The following is a 21,933-nucleotide window of genomic DNA, read 5'->3' as shown; positions in this document are numbered from 1 at the left end:
GTGCATATGTTCGAATGCCCTGAATGCGCCCATTTTCAACCGACTGAATATCTTGGTAATTTTAGTTAATAACCTGACGAATCTTACGCAACGGCAGGCTGGATATCGGGGCCGCGGGGCAAATTCCATTAGATCGCAACAGCTTGTCCATATTAACCATTTATTAACCCCGGCCGGTCTTCCCGCGGCGCTCCGTCCCGCCGCCCGGCGGCCGCGCCCGCGATGGCGGCCGGAGCGCCTCGGGGCGGCCCGCGCCGGAGTGCCGGGAATTTCCGCAGACCGCGCCGCGGCGTCCTCCCCGCCTGCGATTCGTCGCCGTCTCCGGCCCCGCCCGGGGCCGACTCGCCGGGGTCCCGCGGGCAGAATCCGCTTGACTTCCGGCCCCCCGCGGCCTTCCCTCTCGCATCTCCAGCAGACCCAGCTTGACCCAAGCAAGGCCGCCCGACAGCGATTGCCGAGCCGGATGGCGCCGCGCCCTGCGCGCGGCGGCCGCGGATCGCGGTGCCCGGGCCCCTGCCGCCCGACCGCCTGTCCCGCTGCCATCCCGGCCCGGCCCGGACAGATGACGGGAAGACCGGATGACAGACCTGACAGAGACCCTCGCCCCCGCCGCCCTGCCGCCGGGATCCGCCCCCGATGCCGAAGAGGAGCGCATCTGGATGGAAAGCCAGCAGGCGCCCGAGACGCTGCGCCCCGGCTGCCTGGCCGTCGCGCTGCCGCAGGCGCCGCGGCTGGGTCCGCTCCTGGCGCGGATCGAGGAACTGGCCGATCAGCTGCCCGACCTGGCGCAGGCCTACCGCTTCGGCGAGGACTGCCTGCTGCGCAAGGAGCCCGCCCCGCTGCCGCTGGCCGAGATCCGCAGCCTCGCGGCGGCCGAGGACGCCCCCGCCGTGCTGGCCGCCGCGCTGGAGGAGCCCTGGGACCTGGGCGCCCGCCCGCCCTTCCGCGCGCTCCTGCTGGCCGCGCCCGACGGCGCGCTGCTGGGGCTGCTGCGCCACCCCGTGCTGGGCACCCGGGCGGGGTTCCCGGCGATCCTGCGCGGGATCGCGGGCGAGGCCCCGGACGGCGCCCCGGCGGCCCCTGCTCCGGAGACCCCGCTGGTCGCCACCCTGCCCGCGGGCGGCCGCCTGGCGGACACGCTGGCCGCGCTGGCCCGCCACCTGGAAGACGGCACGCCGATGGAGGGGCTCGCGCCCCTCGCCCCCGCGGCCGGCGACGCCCCGCAGGAGGGGCCCGAAACGGCCATCCTCGCCGAGTTCCGCAGCGCGCTGAACGCGCCGGACATGGGCCCCGAGGACGATTTCTTCGATTTCGGCGGCCATTCGCTGGTGGCGACGCGGGTGATCGGCCTCTTGCAGAGCCGCCACGGGCTGGAGGTCCGCTTCGCCGATTTCTTCCGCCATGCCACCGCCCGCGGCCTCGCCGCCCATGTCGTCGGAACGGCGCCCGCGCCCGCTACGTCCGTTCCCGCGCCCGCAGCGGAGGAAAATGGCGAGGCGCATCCGCTGTCGCTGGCGCAGCAGTCGCTGTGGCGCGCCTATAGCCGCTTCGGCAAGGGCGCGATCTTCAACATCCCCTTCGCGCTGCGCTTCCTCGACCCGGTGGAGGAGGACGTCTTCGGCCAGGCCTTCCGCGACCTGCTGGTCCGCCATCCGGTGCTGCGCAGCCATTTCCGCGAAGAAGACGGCCGCGCGGTGCAAGTGCCGGTGGCGCCCGCGGCGCTCGACAGCTACCGCTGGTTCTGGACCACGGCCGAAAGCGACGGCGCCACCCGCGCAGAGGAGGCGGAGCATGTCTTCGACCTCGCGCGCGAGCTGCCGCTGCGGCTGCGCTTCCTGCCGGAGGAGGACGGCACGCAGCTGCTGTCGATGCTCTTCCACCATGTCGTCGTCGACGAATGGTCGCTCAACCAGATGATGGAGGAGCTGGCCCATGCCTATGCCTGCCGCAGCCGCGGCGAGGCGCCCCAATGGGAGACCAGCCCGCCGCCCTTCCATGTCTTCGCCGCGGGCCAGTCCGAGGCCGGGGTCACGCGCGAGCACCTGCCCTTCTGGACCTCGATGCTCGAGGGCGCGGGGCTGGCGCAGCCGCTTTTCGGCGACGCGCCGGGGCCCGCGGCCTCGCCCGCGGGCGGCTGGGTGGAGATCCGGCTCGATCCGGCGGAGTCCGACGGTCTGGCGCGGCTGGCGCGGGCCGGGGATGCCTCGCTCTTCAATGCCGCCTATGCCGCCATCGCGGCGATGCAGCACCGGCTGGCCGGGATCACCGATGCGGTGATCGGGACCTCGGCCTCGGGCCGGACCGATCCGGCCTATTTCGACACGGTCGGCTATTTCACCACCGTGGTGGCGCATCGCGTCGAGATGGCGCCGGACATGACCGTCGGCGCGCTGATCGGCCAGGTGCGCGACACGATCGCCGCCTCGCTGCCCCATGGCGGGGTGCCGATCGACTGGGTGGGCGCGGCGCTCCATGGCGGGGAATGCCCGCCGGTCGACCAGCTCTTCGAGAGCTTCATCCAGATCCACGCGCAGAACCGGCTGAACGGCGTGCTCTCCGCCCCGGATGGCAGCGGCATCCGCTTCCGCCAGGTCGATCCGGAGAAGGCGGAGTCGCTTCTCGGCCTGCAATTCGAGGTGATGGAGGACGTGATCGAGGGCGCCCGCGGCATCCGCGTGCTGATGAGCTACCGCGCCGACCGCTACAGCCCCGCACGGGTGGAGGAGCTGCGCCAGGCGACGGGCCGGATCCTGCGCCAGTTCGCCGGAGAGGGCAGCGCGGAGATGCGTCTCTCCGATCTCGCCGTCTGACGGAGGGAGCCCGCGCTGCCGTCCGCATCGGGCCATCCCCGGCAGCGGAAGGCGGCGCAGGGCGGTTCGCGCCGACGCCGGCGCGTCCCTTGGCTGCCTGCGGCTGCTGCGGGGGTCGACCCTGCCGGGGCCGTGTGCGCCGCGGTCCCCTGGTCGTGCGATGAGACGCCGCTGGAGCGGACGGAGCTGCCCTGGGAGCGTGATCCGCCGTCCGGGCGTCCGGTGCTGCCGGCGGGCTCCGCGGCGGCGACATGCGCGCCGCGGTCGACTGGCCCCGCCATGAGCCGCCGCCGGATCCGAAGGAGGTGCCCGGCAATGCGAGCCATCTTCAAAGCGTCTAGGCGCGACCGGCAGACACTGCGGGAGCGTCCCCGCGGCGACATGCGCGCCGCGGTCCACTGGCCCCGGCGTAAACCGCCGCTCGATGCAGAGGAGGTGCCCGGCAATGCGAGCCGTCGTCAGTGCGTCCCGGCGCTACCGGCGGGCCCTGCGGGAGCGACGCCAGCGGGGACATGCGCGCCGCCGTCCCCCGGTCGCGCCACCAGCCTTCCTTGGAGCATCGCCGAGCGCATCCGGCCGGCCTATGAGACTGCGCTGGCATCTCCATGACGGAAAGCATCGCGGGGGCCGCCGGGCGCCTGTCCGGAAACGGTCCGCATCAGGCCAGTACGCGACAGGGTTCCCGGCCTCCGCCCGGAACGATCCGGCTGAACAGATCTCTCGGACGTCCTGGCTGGCGGCTGCCCAAATTTGGGAGCAAGCGCCCCCGGGGGCAGGTGCGGCCTGGAGGCGGCAAAGCCAGGCGCAGAGTCGATCCCGGCAGACGCGGGCCGCAGCCGTCTCTTGTCACAAGGCGGATCGCCCATGGCGCCGTGATGACCCGGCGGCGCCCTCGGGGCTGCTGATCCCGCCGAAGCAATGTCCCTGCCTTGCCTCTCGACGGGGCCGCGTGCGCCCCCCGCGACGGAGCACGGTCCGCATGCCCGGCGACAGGCCGGACCCCCTTGATCGGCATTCGCAAACCTGCTGCCGCCGCCTGCGGGCAGCCGCCGCTCCATGCAGGCGCCGCTCCGGCATCGCTGCAGATCGGCGGCCGAAATGGCCGGGGCTGGCGCTGCGCGGCCAAGCGGGGCTTCAGTCGACGGCACAGCGGTGCAGGCTGGCAAGCTGCGCGCCTTGAACAGCATGGAGGCCGCCATTGCGACGCGATCCCGGCGCCATTGACGGAGTGGATGGCGCCCGCGCCCCGCAGCGCAATGCGCCACATTGGGTGCTGTCAAAGTCGTCCCTGAGGGGAGCCGTCCATGACGGAGCTTGCCACGATCGGCCTCGCCCCGCTGACCGGCAGGTGATTGCGCGGCAATCGTGCAGAGGGACGCCAGGTCCGTCTTCCAGGTCCACGGCGCCGATGCAGACGACGCCGCCGTCCTGCGGCGGAAACAGGCACTCGCATTCGTCCTGCGGCCTGCACCCTGCGGGACCGGCGGCGGCTCGTCGCGGAGCGCGCGACTGGGCGCGCGTGTCGGGCAAGGGCGGCCATGATGTCCGTCGGATGCCAGTCTCGCGGCGATGTCCCCATTGGGGCGCTCTCGGTTCGCTCGAATTCCTGCGTGAAGCCCTGCGCCCGACGCGGAAAGACAGGCCGGGGCCGAGCCGACGCTGCCATCCGGCTGGCAATGCGCTTCGTGCCGGTGATGGACGAGAGCACGCAGGCGCGTCCGATGACCCGCAAGGCGCGGGCGTTTCCCGCCCCCGGCCTGCCCAGGTCGCCAAGGCAATCCGCGCGCGTCTCGGCGAATTCGGCATCCTGGCGCCGAAGGGCGTCCGGAATGCCGGGCGCCTGCCCGAGACGGCCGAGCGCGCCGGCCTGCCGGCTGCTGCCCGGGTGCTGGCCGGGCAGGTCTTTGCCCCCCGATCAGAGCGATGCGCTGGCAAAGGAGAGCCGCCGCGCGACGGAGGCCAGCGCGGCCGCGGAGCGCCCGCAGGCCATTCCGGGCATCGGTCCCGTCACCGCAACGGCGCTGGCGGATGCCGCCGGGTGCCGCGCCTCGCGGGACCTCTCGGCCTGGCCTGGCCGCACGCCAGAGCCGCATTCGAGCGGCGGCAGGGAAAAGCCCGGGCGGATGTCCATCGCTCACGGGACAGTGCGTGCCGCAAGGTCCTGCCGGGCAGCGGATGTCCGGATCGCCGGAGGACGCCGCCGCGAGGACGGGTGCCGCACATGATCCGGGACCTCGTGATGGAGATCCGCGAAGAATTGGCAGAACTCGACAAGCGCATCGCCGCCTTCGACCGCAGGATCAGGACGCTGTTCCGGAAGAACGAGGCCTGCCAGCGGATCGGCTGCATCGAAGGGATCGGGCCCCTCTCGGCAGATCTGGCGTCACGCCAGAGGCGTGCCTTCGACAGGACGCCAGAGGCGTGCCTCCGGCACGACGCCAGATCGCCTGCCGGGCAGCGGATCACGGCATCCGCGCTGGTCGCAGCGGCCGGCGATCAGGGCAGCTTCCGGAACGGACGGGAGTTTGCTGCGTCGTGCCGGAGGCACGCCTTCGGCGTGACGCTGGGACTTGTGCCAAGACCGGGGTCGAGCGGGGGCAAGGCGCGGCTCTTCGGCAGGGCGCAGCGACCGCGGCCCCTGCGGGGCCGCCAAAGCGCGAGCCCCAAGCGCGGCGACCGCGACCTTCGCAGGCTGATGATCCTCGCAGCGAGGGCCGTGCCGGGGAAGGCGCGCGGCAAGACGGACCCCAGGAGCCAATGGATCGCCCGGCTGCGCGAGCGGCAGCATGCCGCTGTCGTGGCCGTCGCGCTGGCCAGCAAGGACGCGAGGATCGTCTGGCCGGTTCTCGCGCGGGCCGAAGAATACGATCCGGCGCGTGTCGCGGCGGTGGCATGAAGCAAACGGCGCGGGCGGTCATGTCGGCCAATGCCCGCAGAGGAAATGTAGCAACCTGGCCGGGGATGGCGAAAGGGTCGCTCCCATCGCTTTCCCGACCTGATGTGCGGACCGGCACGGCACCTGCCGATGTCCTGGATCCATGAGGGGCAAGAACGCGGAAATCCATCGGGGCTCGCGGCGACGAGGGACCGGGCCGCTCGCAGAAGCCGGAATTGCCACCCTCGGGCCAGAGCCGAACAGGGCGTTGCAATCAGGCGGGGTCGATATTCATCCATAAATGGGCCGCGCCGGGGCCGGGGCCGTCCGGCGCGCCCGCGGGGGTCAGCGCGGGGCGAGCAGTGCGCCCATCTCCGTCTCGAGCCCGCCCGGGGCGAAGGCGCGCGACAGGAAGGCCGGGATCTCCGCCTCGTGGCGGGCGAATTCCGCGGCGCTGGTCAGCGCGGGGTCACCGTCGATCCCCAGAGCCAGCTCTTCGCCGTCCCGGCGCGCGCGGAAGGACAGGTTGAACCCGTCAGCCGGGCCGTTGGCCAGCACCTCGCGGCTGGCGCGGCAGCCGGGGAATTCCGGCGGGTCGAAGGGCATCACATTGACCAGCGGCGAGAAGAAGAACCGCCGCCCCGCGCCGATGCCGTGATCCGCGGCGATCTGCTCGATCCGGTAGCGGCCATGGCGGCGCAGGCGGCGCAGCTCGCCCTGCATCCGCGCCAGGTAGCCGCCGAAGCGCTCCTCGGGGCCGACCGTCACGAAGAGCGGCAGGATGTTCACCGCCAGGCAGGGCACCAGCGCCGAGACGCTGCCGAGGCGGCTCATGAAGGGCAGCCAGACCGGCAGCGCGGCCTCCTCGCGCGGCAGGTGGCGGTGCAGATAGGCGGCAGAGGCCAGGACCAGCAGATCCGGCCAGCCGGTGCCGGTCTCCGCCGCCGTGCGCGACAGCTGCAGCGGCAGGCCCGGATCGAGTGGCGGCTCGCTGTAATAGCCCTCCGCGGCATAGTCCTCGCCGCCCTTCTCCAGCACCGGCAGCGGCACCGGCCGCGCCAGCGCCTCGCGCCAGAAGGCGCCGTCCCGCGCCGCCGCGGGTCCCGCGCGATAGGCGGTCTCCTCCTCGAGGAAGGCGGCGAAGGGACGGAAGGGCGTGCCCGCCGGGCCGCCCGAGGCGAAATGGCGGTAGAGCTGGGCGACGCGCTGCTCGATCAGGAAGACGCCGTAGCCGTCGAGCATGATGTGATGGCCGCGATTGTACCACAGCCAGCGCCGGTCGCCGGTGCGCAGGAGCCACTGCACCGAGAGCGGGTCGCGCCCAAGGTCGAGCACCGCCGCCATGTCCGCCTCGATCCGCCGCTGCGCCTCCGCCTCCGGATCGTCCGTGCCGCGCAGATCGGCGCGCAGCAGCTCGGGCGCCCGGCCGGGATCGCAGCTCTGGCGGATGCGGCCGCCCTCGTCATGGAAGCGCAGCGCCAGAACGTCGGTCTCGGCGCAGGCGGTGGCGATCGCCCGGGCCAGCGCCGCCGCGTCGAGATCGCCCTCCAGCCGGACCGCATGGCCGACGGTGGAGACGGGCTCGCCGGGATGGAAGCGGAACTCCTCCCAGAAATCGAGCTGCGCGAGGGTCAGCGGCAAGCGGCCGCCGCGGGACAGCGTGTCCTGCATCAGGTCATCCTTTGCGTTCTTTGGGGGTCCGGAACGCCGCAGGCTGGCAAGGCAGGCCCCGCGAGGGGGCGCGCTGGCCGCGGGCCGGGTCAGCTCCGCGCGGCGTGCCGCGCCAGAAGGGTTTCGACCTCGCGGGCCGAGCGGCAGGGCAGCAGCTCGGCCGGGGCCAGCCGCGTGCCGAAGGCGCCGTTCAGCGCCTCGGCCACCGCGCGCAGATGCGCGGGCCTGAGCCCGAGAGAGAGGAAGGGCGTCTCGGGCCCGGCCCCCTCGGCGCTGCCGCCGGTGACGCCGAGATAGAGGCCCAGCACCTCGGCCGACCGTCCGGCGGGCAGAGGCGGCGCGGCGGCGATCTCTCGCGCGCGGCGGCGGTCGGGCTTGCCGTTGGCCGAGACCGGCAGCGCCTCCACCGTCACGAAATCCGAGGGGATATGCGTCTCGGGCAGGAGCCCGCGGAGGAAGCCGCGCAGGCTGCCCGCATCCGGCGCCTGCCCCGGTGCGGGCACGACCAGCGCCGCCAGCGTCACCTCGCCCTCGCGCGCATCGCCCAGATCGACCGCCACGGCGTGGCTCAGCCCGGGATGGCGCGCCAGCGCGTCCTCGACATCGGTCAGCGACACCCGCACGCCGCGGATCTTGACATAGCCGTTGACGCGGGTGGCGAACATCACCGTGCCGTCGCGGCGCCGCCAGGCCTCGTCGCCGGTGCGGAAGGCGCGGCGGCCGTCGGCGAGCGTCAGGAAATCGGCCTGCGACAGCCCGCCCGCGGCCAGATAGCCGAGCGCCAGGCAGATGCCGGTCGTGTGGATGCGGCCCCGCACCCCGGCCGGGCAGCGCTCGCCCAGCGGGTTGAGGATCTCGTTCCCGGCGCCCGGGATGGTGCGGCCATAGGGGATCTGCCCGGTATCTCCGGGGGCGATGTCGTGCCAGATGCTCCAGATCGTGGTCTCGGTCGGCCCGCCGATGGAGATCAGCCGCGCCCCGGGCAGGAGCCCGCGCAGCCGCGCCACGGTGGCGGGCTTGACGAAATCGCCGCCCTGCACGATCAGCCGGATCGAGGCGAGATCGCCGGGCTGCGCCGCGGCCAGCAGCATCTCCAGGATGGTCGGGACCGAGCACCAGAAGGTCAGACGCTCCGCCCGGACCAGCTCCGCCCAGCGGCGGGCGTCCTTCTCCATCCCCTCCTCGGGCAGCACCACCCGCGCCCCGGCCGAGAGCCCGCCGAAGAGGTCGAAGATCGACATGTCGTGATGCAGCGGCGTCGCCGAGAGGATCGAGTCGCCCGGCCCCATCCCCCAATGCGCGACGCTTTTCGCCAGCACGTTGCCGGTCGCAAGATTGGTCAGCACCACGCCCTTCGGCCGCCCGGTCGTGCCGGAGGTGAAGAGGTAGAAGGCCGCGCCGGCATCGCGGCTGCGCGCCGCCAGGGTTTCGGCCGGGACCGGCCAGCCGGGCAAGGGCTCCGCCGAGAGAAGCGCCGCGGGCGCCACCGTCTCGCGTCCCTCCAGAGGCGCGCGCGACACGATCATCCGCGGCGCGCAGGTCTCCAGCAGGTAGTCCAGCCGTTCGGGCGGCGAGGAGGCATCGACCGGCACCCAGACCAGCCCCTCCAGCGCGGCGGCGAGCTGCAGCACGACGTGATCCACGCTTTTAGGCAGGACCAGCGCCACCACGTCGCCGGGCACAAGCCCGCGGGCGCGGAAGCCCGCGATCGCCGTGGAGACCAGCCGGCCGAGCGCATCCGCCCCCAGCCGCACGGTGCCGCAGACCAGCGCCGTCTCGGTGCTGCCGCCGAAGAGCCGCGCGGCAATCCGGCCGAGGAAATCGGCATCGCCCTCGGGACAGTCCGACAGGATGTCGGGCGGCGCGGGAATGGCATCCGCGGGCAGGACCAGCTCTCCGGTCTCGGCGACGGCCTCCAGCGCGCGCCCGGCGGCGTCGAGGATTTCGGCGACGGTCTCCGCCTCCAGCGCGGCCTCGGCGAAATCGGCGTCGATCCGCAGATCTCCGGCCGCATCCTGCACCAGCCGCAGGTCCAGCGCGGTCTGCGGCGTCCGGGTGAGCCCGCCCGCCTCGCGCAGCTCGCCCGAGGGCGGCCGCGCCCAGCCGAGCCCGTTCGTCACCACCACCGGCAGCGCCACCGCGCCCTCGTCCCGCGCCAGCAGCATCCGGTTGATCGCCACGCCCGGAATGCCGCCATGGCCCAGCCCGTCATGGATCTCCGCCTGCAGCGCCTGCGCACGGGCGGCCAGATCCGCATCGGCCGTCACCCGGTAGGAGACCGGCAGGAAGGAGGAACGGTTCACCTCCGCCAGGCCCGTGGGCGGCGGCGCCACCGGCACGCCGATGCGCAGCGACAGGTCCGGCGTCCAGCGCGCCAGCACCTCGAGCACCACGGCGCTGAGCACCGAATTGCGGAAGAGCCCCGCCCCGGCGCCCGCCCGCGCGAGCCTGGCCAGCACCGCCCGCGGCAAGGTCCGGCTGAGGCGGCGGTAGCGCGAGCTGCCGAGCTGGTCGAGCGGCGCCCGCCAGGGCAGATCCGGCACCGGCGCCATGCCGGCGATCCGCTCCTGCCAGTAGGCCGTGTCGCGCGCAGGGTCCGCAGCCGGCGCAGGGACCGCAGGCCGGGCCGCTGCCGGGGCGGCTCCGCCGAGCTCCGCCACCAGCGCGGCGATCGAGGCGCCGTCGAGCGTCAGCGCGTCGAAGCGCAGGAAGATCGCCAGCCGGTCCGCCGCGCCCTCGGGCAGCGCCACAGCCAGCACGTGCCAGGGCGCGCGGTCGAGCGGGCAGGCGCTGTTGCCGGTCTCTGCCGCGATCTCCACCAGCCGCGCCTCGGCCGCCTCCGGCGACAGTCCAGACAGGTCGCGGGTGTCGAGATTGAGCGGATGGCGTTCCGCAACGCGGGCGACGCGCGCCTCCGCATCGATCACCGTGCGCAACCCCGGATGGCGGGCGACCAGCGCCCCGAGCTGGTCGCGCAGCGCCTCGAGCGGCAGGTCGCCGCGCAGGACGCGCAGCTCCTGCATCGAGATGCCGCCCAGCGGCATGTGCCCGCCGCGGCCCATCAGATAGGCCTCCTGCATTGGCGTCAGCGGCACGGCGCGCGGCCCCGGCAGCCAGTCGCCGAGCGGCGATTCCATCAGCGCGGGCTCCGCCGCCAGCCGCCGCATCGCCGCGACATGGGCGTCGAAGAGCGCCTCCGCCCAGCCCGCTTCGATCATGTCGAGCCGCAGGTCCCAATTGGCGAGGATGCCGCCCTCATGCGCGGCAAGCTGCACGTCGAGCGCCACGCCCGGCCCCTGCGAGACCGTCCAGACGAGCTCGCCGAAGACCGCGCGGGCGCGGGCCGAGACCAGCCCCCCGCCGCCGATATCGAGCCCGGAGGTGAAGACCACCGGCGCGGTCTCCACGGTGCCGCGGCGGCGCGACAGCTCGCGCAGCAGTCCCGGCCCCGCGCCCTCGCGCCGCGACAGCAGCGCCGCCATCTGCCGCCAGCTCCGCCCGGACAGCGCGGCGAGCGACTCGCCCTCGCTCAGCTCGGCGGCGAAGGGCAGGATGCCGGAGAAATCGCCGACCTGCCCGGCCTCGCCCGGGGCGCGCAGGAAATGCGGCATGTTGAGACGGAAGGCCTGCTGGCCGGTGGCGCGGCCCAGAAGCGCGGTGAACAGCGCCTGCATCAGCGCCGAGACCGTGACCCGCGCCTCGCGCGCCGCCCGGCGCAGCGCCGCGGCCTCCGCCGCAGAGAGCTGCGCGGCCAGCCGGGTCGTCGCGGGACCTTCGGGCGCCGCGGGCAGCGGCAGGACCGGCGCGGGCGGCAGCGCGTCGAGACGCGCCGACCACCAGTCGCGCAGCTCTGCCGCGGGCATGGCGGCCACCGCCGGACCGGCGGGCGCGGGCAGCGGCACGGGCGCCTCGCCGCGGCACAGCCCGGCCAGCTCGTCGAGAATCGCCGGGAAGCAGGACGGGTCGGCCGGGACCATGTCGATATCGAGATGCAGCCGCTGCCGCCCGCCGGGCAGGAGCGACAGCCGCAGCTCCATCCCGCGCCCGTCCTCCAGCGCCAGCCGCTGATGCGTGCCCGCCTGGCGACGCGCGCCGAGCGCTGCGCCGACCGCCTCCGGCGCCAGGCCGCGCAGGTCCTCGATGCGGACAAGCGGCGCAGCCGGGGCGGCGGCAATCCGCCCGCTGCCATCCGCCGCAACGGCAAGGCGCAGCCCGGGATGGCGCGCATAAAGCGCCGCCACCGCCTGTTCCAGCCGCGCGGGATCCAGCCCCTCGCCGTCGAATTCCGTGTAAAGATGGGCGGTTACGCCATCGCGCGCCGCAGCGGAATGCCCGCCCACCCAGTTTGCCGCCTGCATCTCTGTCAGATCGAGCATGTGCCCTCCGCCGCACTTGACAATTCACGACAAAAATACTCAACTAAAGCCACCCGTCAATCGCGTTTCGACGGGAACATGCGACGCAGCTCGTGCCGGGGCCCCCGACGGGGCGCCTTCCGGCCGCTACGGAGGCGTGTGGCCGCAAGGCGCCCACCCTACCTGCTGCGGAGGATTCATGGATCGCAAACTCGTCGCCTTCGAGCGCTGGCCGGCACATCTGGCCGACCGCTACCGCGCCCGGGGCTACTGGCTCGGAAAGCCGCTCTGCCACGGGGCGGAGGCCCAGGCCCGCCACCGTCCGGGCGCCACCGCCATCCTCTGCGGCGACCGCGCCGTCAGCTATGGCGATCTCGACGCGCAGGCCCGCGCGCTGGCCGCGCGGCTGGCCCAGGCCGGGTTCGGCCATGGCGACACCGCGCTGGTGCAGCTGCCGAACGTGGCGGAGTTCTACATCGTCTTCCAGGCGCTGCTGAAGGCCGGGATCGTGCCGATCAACGCGCTCTGGAGCCACCGGCAGTCGGAACTGGCCTCCTATGCCGAGCAGATCCGGCCGCGGCTGCTGATCGCCGACCGCAGCCATCCGGTCTTCGGCGGCAACGGCTTTGCCGCGGGCTGCGACCGGCTGGCGCTGGCGCTCTACCGCAATGCCGAGGATCCGCGCCGCGACCTGGCCGCCTGGCTCGATCCCGCCGGGGCGCCCGCGGCCGAGTTCCGCCCGACCCCCGCGGGGCAGGTGGCGTTCTTCCAGCTCTCGGGCGGCAGCACCGGCACGCCGAAGCTGATCCCGCGCACCCATGACGACTACGACTACTCCATCCGCGAGAGCAACCGCATCTGCGGCGTGACCGAGGCGACGCGCTTCCTCGTCGCCCTGCCCGCGCCGCACAACTACCTGATGAGCTCGCCCGGCGCGCTCGGCGTGTTCCAGGCCGGGGGCACCGTGGTGCTTGCCGCCGCGCCCGATCCGCAGATCTGCTTTCCGCTGATCGCCCGGCACCGCATCGACATGGTGCCGCTGGTGCCCTCGGCGGTGGCGCTCTGGCTGGAGGCGGCGCGGCGCGACGCCCCCGACCTGTCGAGCCTGGAGCGGATGCTGGTCGGCGGCGCCGCCTTCGCCGAGGCGACCGCGCGGCAGGTGCCCGGGGTCTTCGGCTGCGCGCTGCAGCAGGTCTTCGGCATGGCCGAGGGGCTGGTCAACTACACCCGCGACGGCGACGACGCCGAGACGGTCTTTGCCAGCCAGGGCCGCCCGATCAGCCCCGATGACGAGATCCGCATCCTCGACGAGAGCGGCCGCGAGGTGCCCGAGGGCACGCCCGGCATGCTGGCGGTGCGCGGGCCCTACACGTTCCGCGGCTACTACAACGCGCCCGAGCAGAATGCCCGCGTCTTCGACCGCGAGGGGTTCTACTACAGCGGCGACGTGGTGGAGCGCACCGAAACCGGCAGCCTGCGCGTCGTCGGCCGGGTGAAGGACCAGATCAACCGCGGCGGCGAGAAGATCGCGGCCGAGGAGATCGAGAACCTGCTGCTGCGCCATCCGCAGGTGCGCCAGGCGGCGCTGGTCGCCGTCCCCGACCCGATGATGGGCGAGCGCAGCTGCGCGGTGATCGTCGGCGAGGACGGGCTGCGCGCCCCGGCGCTGCGGCGCCACCTGATGGAGCAGGGCATCGCCGAGTACAAGATCCCCGACCGGTTCCAGTTCGCCGAGGCGCTGCCGCTGACCCCGGTCGGCAAGACCGACAAGAAGGCGCTGCGCGAGGCGCTGGCCCGCCCCGCCCCCGCCCCCGTGTCATGACTGGAGGACCCGATATGACCGAAACCGACCTGGCCGCCCAGCCGCTCAGCCGCGACTGGCTGGAGACCCGCGTGCTGGCGCTGATCGAGGACGAGACCGAGATCGACCCGTCCGAGAACCTGATCTTCTACGGGCTCGACTCGATCCGCGTGATGGAGCTTTCGTCCGAGCTGGCGCAGCACGGCGTGACGGTGAGCTTCGAGGAGCTGGCGCTCGACCCGACGGTCGAGCGCTGGTGGAGCCTGATCGAGGCGCGCCGCGGTGACGGCTGATCCGGGCGCCGGGGACCGGCTGCGGCCGGTCTTCGCGCTCTGCCGCTACGATCCGGCGGGGGGCGGCGGCCAGCCGCCGGTGCCCCTGCCCCCGCAGCTCGCCCGCGCGCGGCCGAAGCGGCGCGCGGAATATGCCGCCGGGCGGCTGGCGGCGCGCGAGGCGCTGCGGCGGCTGACCGGCGCGGCGCTCCTGCCGCTGATGGGCGAGGACCGCGCGCCCGCCTGGCCGCCGGGCACCACCGGCGCGATCAGCCATTCGGACGGCGTCGCCGTTGCGCTGGCGGGCTGGCGGCGCGACTGGGCGGGGCTCGGCGTCGACATCGAGACCTGGCCCAGCCCGTCTCTCGCCGAGGCGATCGCGCCGCTGGTCCTGACCCCGGCGGACATTGCCGGTCCGGAGGGCGTCGGCCTCGCCTTCTCGGCGAAGGAGAGCCTCTACAAGGCGCTCCATCCGATCGTCGGCGGCGAGCTCGGCTTCGCCGATGCCTCCATTGCGGAGCTCTCCCGCCGCGAAGGGCTGCTGCGGCTCGAGCGCGACCTCGCCCCCGGCTGGTCCCGCGGCCGCCTCGTGCCCTTCCGCCATGCAAGACTTGGCGCCCAGGTCCTGACCCAGGTCTCCCTCCCGGCCCGCCCGCAGCCCGGCTAGCAACCTGCCCGCCCCGCGGTACCGTCCTGCCGCCGCTGGCGGCCGCCCGGTCTGCCCCGGCCGGAGCCATCCCGGCGCCACCGGCAAGGCGGTGCATCCCGTCAGGTCGGCACCCCGGTCGGCCCGTTCCCGGCCCGTGCCACGGCGGAGCCGCAAGCGCGCCCGCCGGGCGCCATGACAGCCGAGGCGGGAGGATGCCTGCGACGGCCGCGCATCGCGGCGGGTGCCGGAGCGTCCGAACGGCACGAGGCGCCCCGGGACCGGAGGCCCTCCGATGACCCCGATCCGCCAGCCCGGCCCCCTTCTCAGCGCGCTCTCCCAACTCGCCCGCAAGGAGGCGCGCGCCAGATACCGACGGCCAGCATCGCCACCCGGCTTTCCCGCGAGCCTCCGCCCGGCTTCCGCCGACCTGTGGCAAGGCAGGACACAGAGCCGGAGCGCAGCCTCCGGACCGGGATCGGCCCGGCCGCAATGCGGCGCGGGAAGGCGCACGGCAGAACGGCCGGAACGGCTGCCGGGAAGAGGACCCGTTCCAGCTCCGGCATCCTGCCGCGATGGGCCCGCCTGTCGCGCTGCCGCCCGTGCCCGATGTGCCCGGCATGTCCACCGGCATCCGGGCCTCCCTTCTGACCATGACAATCATGTCCGCCGCGCGCGGCCCGGCACGTAGGCGCCCCCCTGTCGCCGGGCGCCGTCACGCAGCTCACCGCAGGTTCCAGAAGGCGTACCGCCGCCGGCAGCGCCGCGATCTTGCCGCCGTGCGCCACATGGATGTCCGCGCCGATGGTCTCCATCTGCAGGACAGAGCCCTCCGCCGCGAGCCTGCCGGGCTCGCTCGGTGCGTCGCCGGACGGCAGGGAGCGGCTGGCGGGCAACCGGCGCGGGCCTCTGGCCGGTCTCAGGCCCCGGGGGGCTGGCAGTTCCGCGGGAACTGGCTTCTGGACAGGGACGGAGGAAGGCCTTCCCGGCACGCGCCATCAACGCGCTGGCCCCACAGAACGAGCAGTCCCGCCAATGGTCCGAAGGCATGCCCGAAGGTCGAGTGTTCCCGACAACGTCCCCGCCGCCGGGCTGCCTGTCGGGACTGCCGACCTGAGCTGCATCTCCCAGCCCGGGACGCCGACGGCCGTCGTGACCTTCCGGGATGAATGCGCCCGCGGCGTGGATTGGCCGATCCGGAACAACCATGCGCTGCGGGCCTCACGCGGCTTTCCCGCCGCGCGCTGCACCCCTCGAACCCAGTCCAAGGCGCAGTCGCGCCGTCCGGTCCAGGGGGCGCATACGCAGAAGACCGCCCGGCTGATGGTCTCTGCCCCGGATCGGGCTGCGGCGACGGCATGGCGGGCGGAGACGGTTTCCCCTCGCCATCGCGGGCGCCGCAGCCTCGGACGGCCTCGCCCGGGCCGTCGGCGAAAGCCGCCCGGATCCCGCTCTGGCCCGCCGGCCTTCTGCGGACAGGCAGGCGCGCCTAGCTTCCGGCCAGACCCCTCGCCGTCGCAGGGAGGCCCTTGCGGGGGACCGCGGCCACGCACCGGCGGGCCGTGCCACGGGACGGAACGGCCCCGCGGCAGGGGCTTCGCAATGGTCGGCCGCGGTGCCGCGCCTCAGGCGCGCAGGGTCGCGCCGCCATCGACATAGAGATCCGCCATAGTGACATGGCCCGCCTCGTCGGAGAGCAAGAACATCGCCGCCGCGGCGATATCCTCGGGGCGGGCGAGCTTGCCCAGCGGGATGCCGGTGCGGAAGGCCGACGGATTGCCCGCGACGACCCGCGCCGCGCCGGCCTCCTCGCTCTCCCACATGCCCGAGAGCATCGGGGTCAGGGTCGAGCCCGGCACCACCAGGTTGCAGCGGATGCCGTCGCCCGCCACCTCCAGCCCGAGGCTGCGCAGGAGCATCGCCGCCGCCGCCTTCGAGGCGCCATAGGCGCCCATGTCCATCCGCGGCACGCCGCCGGAATTCGAGCCGACCACCACGATCGCCCCGCGCCCCTGCATGCGCATCCGCGCGGCGAGTCCGCGCGCCACCAGGAAGGCGCCGCGGGCATTCACCGCAAAGAGCCGGTCCCAGCCTTCGGCGGGCAGCTCGAGCAGCGGCCTTGTCTCCAGCACGCCGGCCGCATGGAGCCCCAGCGCGAGCGGGCCGAAAGCGGCTTCGGCGGCGTCGAGCGCCGCCTCCACCGCCGCCGGATCCGCCACGTCGAGCGGCAGGAGCCGCAGATCCGGCGCCTCCGCCATCCCGTCGAGCGCGCCGGGCAGGTCGGTGGCGACGACCTTCGCCCCCGCCTCGCGCAGCATCGCCACCGCGGCGCGGCCGATCCCGCCGCCCGCGCCCGTGACGAAGGCCGGGCGCCCCTCGAAGCCGGTCAGGCGCATGCCTCGGCCTCCACCGCCGCGACTGCCTGGGCCGTGGTCATCACCCCGCCGCAGCAGCCCGCCACCCAGGCCATCGCCATGTCGTGCCGCGCCCGGTCGAAATCGGCCTGGGCATCGGCGATGGCGAAGGGCTCGATATCGCGCTGGAACGCCTCCGCCGCCGTCGCCAGGCAGCCGATATGGGCGTAGATCCCCGCGATCATCAGCTGGTCGCGGCCGCGCGCGCGCATCAGCGTCTCCAGGTTCGAGCGCTGGAAGGCGCTGTAGCGGTGCTTGACCAGCACATGCTCGCCCGGCGCGGGGGCAAGCTCCGCCAGGATCGCGGTATCCTCGTCGCGGTCGCTCATCCCCGGGCCCCAGAGATCGGCCTGCAGCCCGCGGTCGGGGCGGAACTGGTCGCCCTTCTGCGCGGTGTAGAAGACCGGGATCCCCGCCCGCCGCGCCATCTTCAGAAGCTGCGCGATATTCTCGGCCGCGGGCGCCAGCGGCGCCGTCTCCGCCGCGAAGGGGCGGCAGAAGTAGCGCTGCATGTCATGCACCAGCAGCGCCAGCCGCGCCGGATCGGGATGCCAGGGCGCGCGCGCCGGGGGCAGCTCGGCGGCCGCGGGCAGCGGATAGGCCGGGATCTTGGGAAGTGCCATCACAGGGCTCCTTTCGTCACTCGTTCACACCTGCGCGCCATCCGCCAGCGCCGCGCCCTCGGAGAGCCCCAGCGCGGCGAGCAGCGCGCCGAATTTCGCGCCGGTCTCGGAGACCTCGGATTGCGGATCCGAGCCCGGCACGATCCCCGCCCCGGCATAGAGCCGCGCGCGGGCGCCGCAGATCTCGGCGCAGCGGATCGCCACGTACCAGGCGCCGTCGCCATGGGCGTCGCTCCAGCCGACCGCCCCGGCATAGAAGCCGCGCGGCACCGGCTCGAGCCGCCGGATCTCCTCTTCGGCGCGGCGGCAGGGCAGGCCGCAGACCGCGGGCGTCGGATGCAGCCGCGCCGCCAGGACGGCCGAGGGCACGGTGTCGTCCTTCAGCACGCCCTCGATCCGGGTGCCCAGATGCCACATGCTGCGCGTCGAGGTCAGCCGCGTGCCCTCCGGGCAGCCAAGGCTGCGGCAGTCGGGGGCCAGCGTGTCGAGGATGTATTCCACCACCATCGCATGCTCGCGCTTGTCCTTCGCCGAGCCCGCCAGCGAGGCCGCGGCGGCGGCGTCTTCAACCGGATCGGCGCAGCGCCGGGCCGAGCCCGCGAGCGGATGCGACAGCACCCGGTGGCGGGTCTTCTTCACCAGCAGCTCCGGCGTCGCGCCGACCAGGTAGCGCGGGCCCGGATCGCCGTCGATCCCCGGCACGGCGACCTGGTAGGCGACCACGGCCGGGTCCTCGGAGAGGCTGGCCAGGATCTCGGAAATGCGGAAGGGCTCGGCCGACTGAACCGCCAGCGAGCGCGCCAGCACCACCTTGCGCAGCGCCGCCTCGCTGCCGCCCTCGCGGCCCATGATCGCCAGCGCGTCGCTGACCGCGCGGGCGTAATCCGCGGGCGAGGGCTCGGCATGCAGCTCCATCGGCACCTGGCGCGGCGCGGCCGCCGCCCCGTCGGGCAGGTGATGGCCCAGCGAGGCCGCCAGGAACAGGTAGTCGTCGGCGCGGCTGTCGAAGGGCAGCGCCCCGCCGATCGCCCCGCCCTTGGGCATCCGCGCCATCACCGCGGCGAGGCGCTCCTCCAGGCTCGAGGCCGGGCCCGGCGGCACGCGCAGCGCGCTGCCCTCGGCCACCAGCGTGCGGCTGCCGCCCCGGAAGGCGAACAGGCACGCATCTGGATCCGGCGCCTGCGCCGGGAATTGCTCTTGCAGAGAGATCATCAGGTCACCCCATGACAGAGCCGCGGCGTCTCCGCCGCCGGCTGGACGGATTTCGGGGAGGCTCGCGCAGGGCTGGCTGGTGGTCAAAGACCGGCCGCGCGCCGCGGCCGGAGCTGTCGTGCGCCCGCCGGTTCGGGGAGGCGGGCGCGGTAAACATGTACAACCGGGCGCTGCGCCGGTCAATAGTCGAGTGTTTCACTCAACGATAGGCGGCGGCACACCGCCTGCTTACGCGGCCTCGGGTTTCCGGCTCTCTTCCAGATGGCCGCGGAAGCTCCGGCCGGAATAGCCCTGGCGGAAAAGGCCGCGCCCGGCCAGCTCCGGCACCAGCGCCTCGAGCGACAGGTGCATCGAGCCCGCCGAGCCCCCGGGCAGCAGCACCACGCCGTCGATCGCGCCCGCCGCATGCCAGGCGGCGATCTCGTCGGCGGCCTCCGCAGGCGTGCCGACGATCTGCCAGTGCCCCGAGGCCATCACCTCGGGCCGGGTCATCAGCTCGTCCGGCGTCGGCGCCTCGCGCAGGATCATCCGGCGCAGCAGCTCGGCATGGGTGCGGCTGCGCGGCGCGGCGGGCATCGGCGGCAGGTCGGCGGCGGTGATCGGCCGGTCGCCGGGCCAGCTCTCGAGGTCGAGCCCGGTCATCTCGCGCACCGAGGCCAGCTTGCGCGCCCGGTTGACCCGCGCATAGGTCGCGGCATGCAGGTCCCGCGCCTCGGCGCGGCTCCCGGCCAGGTAGAGACTGAGCCCCGGCAGCACCCGGATCGCATCGGCCGCCCGGCCCTGCCGCACGGCGCGAGCGCGCAGGTCGGCACGCAGATCGGCCGCCACCCCGCGATCGGGCGAGGAGGCGAAGATCGCATCCGCCACTGCCGCCGCGAAGTCCCTGCCCCGCTCCGAGGCGCCGGCCTGCACCAGCGGCATCGGCCCGTAGCCCGGATCCGGCAGGTTCAGCGGCCCCTCGACCGCGAAGCTCTCGCCGCGATGGGACACCGGCTGGACCAGCGCGGCATCGCCGTAGCGCCCGGTCCCGCGGTCGGCAAGCAGCGCCTCGGCGGGGTAGCTGGCCCAGAGCTTCTTCACCAGATCGACGAATTCCTCGGCCCGGGCATAGCGCGCCGCGGCATCCGGCATCGCCTCCATGCCGAAATTGCGCTGCCCGTCGAGCGCGGTGACGATGTTCCAGCCCGCGCGCCCGCCGCTGAGCCAGTTCAGCGACTGCAGCTGCCGCGCCACCACATAGGGCGGCCAGAAGGTGGTCGAGACCGTGGTCAGCAGCCCGATATGCGCAGTCTCCCGCGCCAGTGCCGCCATCAGGAGCGTCGGGTCGAGCGCGCCGAAGCCCGGCCCGGTCTCGACCATCGCCCGGTCGAGATAGAGCGTGTCTGGGCGGAAGACGAAATCCAGATGCGCGGCCTCGGCCCGGCGGGCGACATCCAGCGCGAAATCGGCGCCGTAGAGCCCTTCGACCCCGCTATCGGGGCGCCGCCAGCCCTCGCCGCTGAGCCAGGTCGGCGACAGGGACATGCCGATGTGAAGCTGGGCTGCCATGGGGGTGCCTTTCCGTTTTCTGGAACACGTTCCTCGATTCAGAATTACCGACTGTTTTACTATGTTATAGCTCTGCCGCAAGTCCGAATGCGGCCTCCGCCGCGCCAGAATGCGCGACCGGAGGCGGCGGGCAGCGGCCGGAGGCACGGGACAAGGCGCTGTTCCGTTCCGCGGAGGGTATCGCGCGAGGGGAGGCGCCACCCCGTTCCCCGGCTTTCCTGCAGCAGCGGCAGCGATGCGCCGATCCGCCGGTTCGCGTGCCGGGCCTGCTCTCGGAGCGCACTCGGAGCGGCGGTCTCCATTCGACGCTCCTGCGGATCCGAGCCTTGTCGCGGTCCTGTCGTGGAAGCGCGAGCGGCAGGGCCGGCTGATGGCGCCCGCGCGGCGGGCTACACCTTCGGACGCCCCTGCCTGTCCGGTTTGCCCGATCGCGGCGCGGCGGAGGGACGCCCGGCCGCTGGCGCAGCGCTTCCGCCCGCTTGGCTGCGCGCCAAGCGGAGGGATCGGCCGGTAGGCAGTGGCGTGACTCGATGGCGAGGCGCTTTCCAGGGCCAGGGTCCAGGGCCCTGCCCGCCTGGCCCCGACTGCGAACTCACGGGCTCCGCACGTCCTACCCGGGCGGGTGCCACGGTCGCCCGCGGCTGGGTCCGCGACCGGGCCGCGGGCGCAAGACGGCGGGGCCGTCGGGTTCCGGCTGGCGGATGGTCCTTCGGGGGGGCGCGTCTTGCCCTGGCGGGGGGCATGGTCGTCGGCGGCTGGCTCTGTGACCGGGCGGGCGCGAGACGGCGGGGCCGGCTGGCTGTGGCTGGCAGATGGCGCTTCGGCGGCCGGATGAGGGGCGGAAGCCGATGGCCGGGGCGTGCTCCGGGGGCAGGTCTCGGTGGTGCCGGGCGCGGTCCGGCGGGGGCGCGTCTGCCGCGGCGCGGCCGGAGACGGAGACGGGGACGCGGCCGGAGTCGGGGACGGGGCGGGCCGCCCGTGGCGGCGCCGTCGGGCATGGCCGGCGGGAGGAGCCGCCCCGGCGGACGCCCTGCCGGAGACCCGGCAGAGCGCGGCCCGCGTCAGGGCAGGACGGCCGTCAGAACAGCACGTCGCCGGACGCGAATTCCACCGAGTCGAGGACCCGCTCGTCCGCGTCGCGGACGATGATCTGGTCGCGGTCGCCGCCGTCGAGCACGATCCGCAGGTCGCTGCCGTCCTGGATCGCGCGCAGGATGCCCGTGCCCCGCTCCAGCAGGATCACGTCCTCGGCCAGGTCGAAATCGGCGATCACGTCGCGCTCGCGCGTGCCGTTGCCGGCATCCGCGCCGAAGACGAAGACATCCGCGCCGCCATTGCCGGCCAGAAGGTCGCGGCCAGCCCCGCCGATGAGGACATCCGCCCCGTCCGTGCCCTCGAGCACGTCATTTCCGGCCGTGCCGGTGATCGCGGCCGGGGTCTCCTCCGGCGCGGGCACCGGCGCGGGCTCCTCCGCCGCCCCGGCGGGCTCGAAGCCGATCCCGGCATAGCTGAGGTCATGGGTCGCGAAGGCCTGGAACGCGGCATCCGCGATGTCCGAGAGCGCATGGCCCGAGGCCTCGACCGCCGCCACGTCCACGGCGAAGGCGCGGGTGTCGATGGTCTGGTTGTTGACGAAGGAGATCCCGCCGGTCTGGTAGGCCTCCACGCCGCGCAGCGCGGTCCCGTCGGAGAAGCTGACCGTCACC

Annotated in this window: 12 protein-coding genes and 1 pseudogene; 6 read left to right on the top strand and 7 right to left on the bottom strand. The window is 73.8% G+C overall.

What is annotated here, in order from left to right:
• The first annotated feature begins 578 nt into the window (after positions 1–578).
• From FGX59_RS11575 to FGX59_RS11565, 3 genes are all read left to right on the top strand, one after another.
• A complete protein-coding gene (locus FGX59_RS11575) occupies positions 579–2,810 on the top strand; it encodes a condensation domain-containing protein (RefSeq protein ID WP_138466701.1) in 2,232 nt (743 codons plus the stop codon).
• A gap of 1,538 nt (positions 2,811–4,348) precedes the next feature.
• Positions 4,349–5,035 (top strand): transposase, encoded by a 687-nt coding sequence (locus tag FGX59_RS39650; RefSeq protein WP_138466700.1) that lies wholly within the window; start codon positions 4,349–4,351, stop codon positions 5,033–5,035.
• Positions 5,032–5,706 (top strand): IS110 family transposase, encoded by a 675-nt coding sequence (locus FGX59_RS11565; protein WP_138466699.1) that lies wholly within the window; start codon positions 5,032–5,034, stop codon positions 5,704–5,706. The genes FGX59_RS39650 and FGX59_RS11565 overlap by 4 nt, the downstream gene beginning before the upstream one ends.
• A gap of 324 nt (positions 5,707–6,030) precedes the next feature.
• On the opposite strand, the gene FGX59_RS11560 is transcribed toward FGX59_RS11565, so the two are convergent.
• Positions 6,031–7,356, bottom strand: a complete 1,326-nt coding sequence (locus FGX59_RS11560) for a condensation domain-containing protein (RefSeq protein ID WP_138466698.1) — start codon at positions 7,354–7,356, stop codon at positions 6,031–6,033.
• Positions 7,357–7,445: 89 nt separating this feature from the next.
• Positions 7,446–11,732, bottom strand: coding sequence for an AMP-binding protein (locus FGX59_RS11555; RefSeq protein WP_138466697.1), 4,287 nt, complete (start codon positions 11,730–11,732; stop codon positions 7,446–7,448).
• A 178-nt stretch (positions 11,733–11,910) separates the two neighbouring features.
• Here FGX59_RS11555 and FGX59_RS11550 point away from each other — a divergent pair, with 178 nt between their 5' ends.
• From FGX59_RS11550 to FGX59_RS11540, 3 genes are read left to right on the top strand one after another with little or no spacing between them, the layout of a single operon-like run.
• Positions 11,911–13,533, top strand: a complete 1,623-nt coding sequence (locus tag FGX59_RS11550; RefSeq protein WP_138466696.1) for a (2,3-dihydroxybenzoyl)adenylate synthase — start codon at positions 11,911–11,913, stop codon at positions 13,531–13,533.
• A gap of 14 nt (positions 13,534–13,547) precedes the next feature.
• Complete coding sequence (locus tag FGX59_RS11545) at positions 13,548–13,805, top strand: phosphopantetheine-binding protein (protein WP_206078344.1); 258 nt, start codon at positions 13,548–13,550, stop codon at positions 13,803–13,805.
• On the top strand, positions 13,795–14,451 hold the full coding sequence (locus FGX59_RS11540; RefSeq protein WP_138466694.1) for a 4'-phosphopantetheinyl transferase: 657 nt from the start codon (positions 13,795–13,797) through the stop codon (positions 14,449–14,451). The genes FGX59_RS11545 and FGX59_RS11540 overlap by 11 nt, the downstream gene beginning before the upstream one ends.
• Positions 14,452–16,055: 1,604 nt before the next feature.
• Here FGX59_RS11540 and FGX59_RS11535 read toward each other — a convergent pair.
• The 5 genes and pseudogenes from FGX59_RS11535 to FGX59_RS39450 form a co-directional block, all read right to left on the bottom strand.
• Positions 16,056–16,826: an SDR family oxidoreductase gene (locus FGX59_RS11535; protein ID WP_138466693.1), complete on the bottom strand. Its 771-nt coding sequence runs from the start codon at positions 16,824–16,826 to the stop codon at positions 16,056–16,058.
• Positions 16,817–17,467, bottom strand: coding sequence for an isochorismatase family protein (locus FGX59_RS11530; RefSeq protein WP_138466692.1), 651 nt, complete (start codon positions 17,465–17,467; stop codon positions 16,817–16,819). Before FGX59_RS11530 ends, FGX59_RS11535 begins: the two co-directional genes overlap by 10 nt.
• Positions 17,468–17,491: 24 nt before the next feature.
• Positions 17,492–18,679 carry an isochorismate synthase MenF gene (locus FGX59_RS11525; RefSeq protein ID WP_138466691.1) on the bottom strand — a complete coding sequence of 396 codons (1,188 nt, stop codon included), beginning with the start codon at positions 18,677–18,679 and terminating at the stop codon, positions 17,492–17,494.
• Between the two features lie 228 nt (positions 18,680–18,907).
• The gene (locus FGX59_RS11520; protein WP_138466690.1) at positions 18,908–20,227 is read right to left on the bottom strand and encodes an NtaA/DmoA family FMN-dependent monooxygenase; all 1,320 of its coding nucleotides are present in this window, start codon (positions 20,225–20,227) and stop codon (positions 18,908–18,910) included.
• 1,078 nt (positions 20,228–21,305) lie between these two features.
• Positions 21,306–21,933 (bottom strand): annotated as a pseudogene (locus FGX59_RS39450) (hypothetical protein); the annotation flags it as partial.

Source organism: Poseidonocella sp. HB161398, from assembly GCF_005870025.1.
In the GTDB taxonomy this organism is placed as follows: Bacteria; Pseudomonadota; Alphaproteobacteria; order Rhodobacterales; family Rhodobacteraceae; genus Mangrovicoccus.
This window is presented reverse-complemented; position numbering and strand designations above follow the sequence as displayed.

Bases quoted from the DNA above. Each gene is read 5' to 3' on its own strand.
- FGX59_RS11525 (WP_138466691.1), bottom strand. From the start codon at position 18,679: ATGATCTCTCTGCAAGAGCAATTCCCGGCGCAGGCGCCGGATCCAGAT.
- FGX59_RS11575 (WP_138466701.1), top strand. From the start codon at position 579: ATGACAGACCTGACAGAGACCCTCGCCCCCGCCGCCCTGCCGCCGGGA.
- FGX59_RS39650 (WP_138466700.1), top strand. From the start codon at position 4,349: ATGATGTCCGTCGGATGCCAGTCTCGCGGCGATGTCCCCATTGGGGCG.
- FGX59_RS11520 (WP_138466690.1), bottom strand. From the start codon at position 20,227: ATGGCAGCCCAGCTTCACATCGGCATGTCCCTGTCGCCGACCTGGCTC.
- FGX59_RS11545 (WP_206078344.1), top strand. From the start codon at position 13,548: ATGACCGAAACCGACCTGGCCGCCCAGCCGCTCAGCCGCGACTGGCTG.
- FGX59_RS11530 (WP_138466692.1), bottom strand. From the start codon at position 17,467: ATGGCACTTCCCAAGATCCCGGCCTATCCGCTGCCCGCGGCCGCCGAG.
- FGX59_RS11535 (WP_138466693.1), bottom strand. From the start codon at position 16,826: ATGCGCCTGACCGGCTTCGAGGGGCGCCCGGCCTTCGTCACGGGCGCG.
- FGX59_RS11560 (WP_138466698.1), bottom strand. From the start codon at position 7,356: ATGCAGGACACGCTGTCCCGCGGCGGCCGCTTGCCGCTGACCCTCGCG.
- FGX59_RS11555 (WP_138466697.1), bottom strand. From the start codon at position 11,732: ATGCTCGATCTGACAGAGATGCAGGCGGCAAACTGGGTGGGCGGGCAT.
- FGX59_RS11565 (WP_138466699.1), top strand. From the start codon at position 5,032: ATGATCCGGGACCTCGTGATGGAGATCCGCGAAGAATTGGCAGAACTC.
- FGX59_RS11550 (WP_138466696.1), top strand. From the start codon at position 11,911: ATGGATCGCAAACTCGTCGCCTTCGAGCGCTGGCCGGCACATCTGGCC.